The sequence below is a fragment of the Rhizobacter sp. P1_G5 genome (assembly GCF_056405435.1).
Genome location: NZ_JBFUCB010000470.1, coordinates 1 through 4,878, shown reverse-complemented (window position 1 = coordinate 4,878; position 4,878 = coordinate 1). Strand labels below are relative to the sequence as shown.

The window sequence follows — 4,878 nt, the reverse complement described above, 5'->3', positions numbered from 1 at the left end:
GTGCTCGGCCTGTCGCTGCTGCTCGGCGCCGGCGCGCTGCTCGGTGGCGGCTATGCCTTCGCGCGCCGCCGCGGGCTGCTGAAGTCCGGCGCCGACACCGCTGCCGCCGGAGCCGCCTGATGAACGCGCTGCCCGCGTCCGCCGAGACCGTGCCGCTGCTGCGCCACCTGCTGGCGACCGCGCGCGCGAAATCCGCCGACATCGCCGCGCAGCTGCACCCCGCCTGGGTGCAGGCCGCCTGGCAACGCATCGGCTTCGAGACGCCACCGCCGGCCGCGGCCAGCGAGCGCGGCGCCTCCGCACTGGCCGGGGTCTACGGCCTGCGCTGGGCGTCGCTGGCCGGCTTCCAGCACCGGGCGCACCGCATCGCGCTGCTGCCGCGCGAGCAGGTGCTGCGCGTGCTGGGCGCCGTCGCGCTGCATGCCGAGCGCGAGCGCGTGCGCCGCTGCATCGGCCGCGGCGCGCGCCAGGCCGTCATCGAGCGCATCGGCGAGGCGGCCTACAACGAACTGCTGGCCGCGCCCCGGATCACCGGCAACCCGGCCGCCGGCGCGCTGTCGGCCGCCGAGCTCGACCCCGAACGCCTGGCCGCCGCCGGCTACGCCCGCCTGAGCGAGCGCCGCGAATGGCACTGCAAGCACACGCTGGCCTGGGTGCGGCTCGCGCTCGCGCCGGGCAGCACGCAGGCCGACCCGGCCTTCGCGTTTCCATCCGCGTMTTCTTCCGCCGCCCCATCGGCCTCGCCGCCCGGCGATTCAATGATGGCTCGACTTCCCCACTACTTTCCGGAGCATGCATGGCTGTTTGGCTCACCCATGGACCGTGCACTGTCGGCCTAGACGACGGCGTGCTGCGCGCACAGGACCACGCGCAGCTGGTGTCGTCGGCCGACGTGGCCGCGGCGATCGACGCCGAGCGCGAGCGCGTGCTGGCCGAGGCGCAAGCCCAGGCCGACGCGCTGCTCGCCGACGCACAGGCGCAGGCCGATGACCTGCTCGCCCAGGCGCAGGCGCAGTTCGACGGCGCCTGGCAGCAGGGCTTCGACCAGGGCACGCAGGACGCCGCGGCGCACTGGGCCTCGCAGCAGCTGCAGGCCGCCGAGTCGCGCCGGCGCACGCTGGTGCGCCAGAGCGAGCGGCTGTCGGGCATCGTCTCGATGGCGGTGGAGCGCGTGATCGAGCAGGAAGACCGCTCGGCGCTGTACCGCCGCTCGCTGCGCACCATCACGAAGCTGGTGAAGGACTCGGCCATGCTGACGCTGCGCGTGCCCGAGGCCGACCGCGAGGACGCGCAACGCGCCATCGCCGAGCTGATGGCGCAGCTGCCCCAGGGCGCTACCGGCACGGCGATCGAGGTCGTCGTCGATGCGCAGATGCCCGAAGGCGCCTGCCGCTTCGAATCCGACAGCGGTGTCATCGATGCCGGGCTCGACACGCAGCTGGCCGCGATCCGCCGTGCCGTCGAGCGCGCGGCCCGCGAGATGGCGCAGGCGGACGACGCCGAAGACGCAGACGCCGACGAATCCCGTGACGACACCCCCACCGAAGACCACCTGGAAGCCGCCTGACCATGGACACCAGCTTCCAGCGCTTCGTCAGCACGCTCGAGCAGGAGCTGACGCATGAGGACGTGCTGGCCCGCACCGGCCGCGTCACCGAGGTGGTCGGCACGCTGATCCGCGCGAGTGGCCTGGACGCCAAGGTCGGCGAGCTGTGCGAGCTGCGCGACCCGCGCGGCCGCCTGCTGCAGCGCGCCGAGGTGGTCGGCTTCGGCAAGCACGGCGCCATCCTGTCGCCGTTCGGCTCGATGGGCGGCGTCTCCGAAGGCACGCAGGTGGTCGGCACCGGCCGGCCGCTGTCGGTGCGCGTCGGCCCGCAGCTGCTCGGCCGCGTGATCAGCGGCCTGGGCGACCCGATCGACGGGCTCGGCCCGCTGCTCGGCGACGAGGAACGGCCGGTGTTCGCCGATCCGCCGGACCCGATGAGCCGCGCGATGATCGAGCACCCGCTGCCCACCGGCGTCAAGATCATCGACGGGCTGATGACGCTCGGCGAAGGCCAGCGCATGGGCATCTTCGCGCCGGCCGGCGTCGGCAAGAGCACGCTGATGGGCATGCTGGCGCGCGGCGCGCAGTGCGACGTGAGCGTGATCGCGCTGATCGGCGAACGCGGCCGCGAGGTGCGCGAGTTCATCGAGTTCATCCTCGGCCCCGAGGGCATGGCGAAGTCGGTGGTGGTGTGCGCCACCTCCGACCGTTCGAGCATCGAGCGCGCGAAGGCCGCCTACGTGGCCACCGCGGTCGCCGAGTACTACCGCGACCAGGGCAAGCGCGTGCTGCTGATGATGGATTCGCTGACGCGCTTTGCGCGGGCGCAGCGAGAGATCGGCCTGGCGGCGGGCGAGCCGCCGGCGCGGCGCGGCTTCCCGCCGTCGGTGTTCGCCGAGCTGCCGCGGCTGCTGGAGCGCACCGGCATGGGCGCGGTCGGCTCGATCACCGCGCTGTACACCGTGCTGGCCGAGGACGAGAGCGGCGGCGACCCGATCGCCGAGGAAGTGCGCGGCATCCTGGACGGCCACATGATCCTGTCGCGCAAGATCGCGGCGAAGAACCAGTACCCGGCGATCGACGTGCTGGGCAGCCTGTCGCGCGTGATGACGCAGATCGTGCCGCCCGAGCACGCCGAGGCGGCCGGCCACCTGCGCAACCTGATGGCCAAGTACGACGAGGTCGAGATGCTGCTGCAGGTCGGCGAGTACCAGGCCGGCAACGATCCGGTGGCCGACCTGGCGATCGAGCGCGTCGGCGAGATCCGCGCGTTCCTGAACCAGAAGACCAGCGACCTGATGCCGTACGAGGACATCCTCGGGCAGCTGGCGGAGGTCGTCAGGTGAGTGCGGCGCCCGTCAAGGCGCTGCGGACGCTGGTGAAGGTGCGCAAGCGCCAGGGCGAGCGGCTCGAGGCCGAGGTGCAGGCGGCGCGCAAGCAGCTCGCCGAGCTCGAAGAGGCGCGCCGGACCGCCGAGGGCGAGCTCGCCGCCTGCCGCCAGGACGAGCGCGACGCGCGCGACGAACGCGACGCGCTGCTGCGCACCTCCTTCACGCCGTACGCGGTGCGCGCGGCGGATTTCCGCATCGAGGACCTGAAAAGCGCGACCGCACAGGCCGAGAAGGCCCTGGCCGACAGCCACAAGCACGTCGACCGCCAGGCCGCCGTGGTGAAGACCGCGCAGGCGGCGGTGCGCCGCAACGACCAGCGCATCGAGGGCTTCGAGCAGCGCATCGCCACCATCCTGCGCGAGCGCGAAGCGGCGCAGGAGGAACTGGCCGAGGAAGAGACCGAGGAGACCGGCGCGGCGCGCTTCGTCGCCCGCCAGCGCGCCCAGCGCCAGGAGGCCGCCCATGGATGACATGCAGGGCCTGTACGAGGTCGCCGCGCGCACGCTGCATCCGCTGGAGGACCTGTTCCTCGCGACCGCGCTCGCCAGCCTGCGCCTGTTCGCCGCCTTCAACGTGCTGCCGCCGATGGGCGACCAGTTCGTGCAGGGCTACGTGCGCGCCGGCCTCGTGGTGATCATCGGCGGCTTCGTCGCGTTCGGCCTGCCGGCCGACGTCGCGAGCAACCTGACGGCCGGCCAGTGGGCCGGTTTCGCGCTGAAGGAATCGATGATCGGCCTGCTGATGGGCTTCGCCGCCTCGACGGTGTTCTGGGTGGCCGAGTGCGTGGGCGCGATGATCGACACGCAGGCCGGCTACAACAGCGTGCAGCTCACCAACCCGATGAGCGGGCAGCAGAGCACGCCGGTGTCGAACCTGCTGGTGCAGCTGGTGATCGCGGTGTTCTTCGCGCTCGGCGGCATGCTGGTGTTCATCGGCGCGATCTTCGACTCGTTCCACGTGTGGCCGCTGTTCGCGCCGATGCCCGACCTGGCCAAGGTACCCGACCTGTTCATCGTGCAGCAGACCGATTCGCTGATGACGAGCACGATCAAGTTCGCCGCGCCGATGATGCTGGTGCTGGTGCTGATCGACCTCGGCTTCGGGCTGATCACGCGCGCGGCCGACAAGCTCGAACCCACCAACCTCAGCCAGCCGGTCAAGGGCGCGGTGACGATGCTGATGCTCGCGCTGCTGATCGGCGTGCTGGTCAGCCAGGTGCGGCACCTGCTGCTGCCCACCGGCTTGCTGCAGCAGCTGCAGGGCAGCCTGCAGGCGCGCTGAGCGACACCTCGACCCGGCGCCCCATTCCAACACCCCACATTCCGCAGGAGAACGAACATGAACATGATGGTCGACAACAAGGCGTGGCTGCAGGGCCGGATCGGCATCGCCGTGCCGCCGCAAGGCAAGCTCGGCGGCACGCCGCAGGGCGGCGACCCGATGCAGCAGCTCGCGCAATCGACGATGGGGCAACTGCCGCCCCTGTCGCTGCCGGGTGGGGGCGACGAGGACGGCGAAGGCGGCGGCGCGCAGCTGCTGAAGGGCATGATCGGCACGGTGCAGCAAGGCGGCGCGCAACAGGCACAGGCGATGCAGAAGACGGCCCAGCAGCAACAGCAGCAGGTGCCGCCGGCACAGCGGCCGGTGAGCGCGGAGCAGAAGGCCGCGCGCATGGATGCGCTGTCGACGCTGGAGCGCCATGAAGGCTCGTTCAGCAAGCACGGCACCAAGATCTCCGACATGGAGAAGATGGCCAAGGACGAGAAGACGCCGCCGGACCTGCGCAAGGCGCTGAACACCGTGCTGTCGGACCAGGGCCTGCAGGACATGCTGGACGGCGGCAAGAACGGCAAGCTCGACCACAAGATCAGCTCGAAGGACATCCAGAAGCTGGCCGAGGACCCGGAGCTGAAGGCCTACAACGAAGAGAAGGCCCAGGGC

The 4,878-nt window shown here is 71.6% G+C and carries 6 protein-coding genes; all 6 read left to right on the top strand.

What is annotated here, in order from left to right; genetic code table 11:
* Window positions 1–119: 119 nt before the first annotated feature.
* Complete coding sequence (locus AC1D12_RS24780) at window positions 120–839, top strand: type III secretion protein HrpB4 (RefSeq protein ID WP_477843502.1); 720 nt, start codon at window positions 120–122, stop codon at window positions 837–839.
* Between the two features lie 8 nt (window positions 840–847).
* On the top strand, window positions 848–1,567 hold the full coding sequence (gene sctL, locus AC1D12_RS24775) for a type III secretion system stator protein SctL (protein WP_477825995.1): 720 nt from the start codon (window positions 848–850) through the stop codon (window positions 1,565–1,567).
* A gap of 2 nt (window positions 1,568–1,569) precedes the next feature.
* Window positions 1,570–2,892 carry a type III secretion system ATPase SctN gene (sctN, locus tag AC1D12_RS24770; RefSeq protein WP_047505543.1) on the top strand — a complete coding sequence of 441 codons (1,323 nt, stop codon included), beginning with the start codon at window positions 1,570–1,572 and terminating at the stop codon, window positions 2,890–2,892.
* Window positions 2,889–3,407, top strand: a complete 519-nt coding sequence (locus AC1D12_RS24765) for a hypothetical protein (RefSeq protein ID WP_465114604.1) — start codon at window positions 2,889–2,891, stop codon at window positions 3,405–3,407. Before sctN ends, AC1D12_RS24765 begins: the two co-directional genes overlap by 4 nt.
* The gene (sctT, locus tag AC1D12_RS24760) at window positions 3,400–4,218 is read left to right on the top strand and encodes a type III secretion system export apparatus subunit SctT (RefSeq protein WP_477843500.1); all 819 of its coding nucleotides are present in this window, start codon (window positions 3,400–3,402) and stop codon (window positions 4,216–4,218) included. Before AC1D12_RS24765 ends, sctT begins: the two co-directional genes overlap by 8 nt.
* 57 nt (window positions 4,219–4,275) lie before the next feature.
* Window positions 4,276–4,878: HrpF/NolX family T3SS translocon protein (locus AC1D12_RS24755; protein ID WP_477843498.1), on the top strand; the 603-nt coding region annotated here is incomplete at its 3' end.

What these genes read in the sequence shown, in the direction of transcription:
- sctT (WP_477843500.1), top strand. Translation starts at nt 3,400, where the DNA reads ATGGATGACATGCAGGGCCTGTACGAGGTCGCCGCGCGCACGCTGCAT.
- sctN (WP_047505543.1), top strand. Translation starts at nt 1,570, where the DNA reads ATGGACACCAGCTTCCAGCGCTTCGTCAGCACGCTCGAGCAGGAGCTG.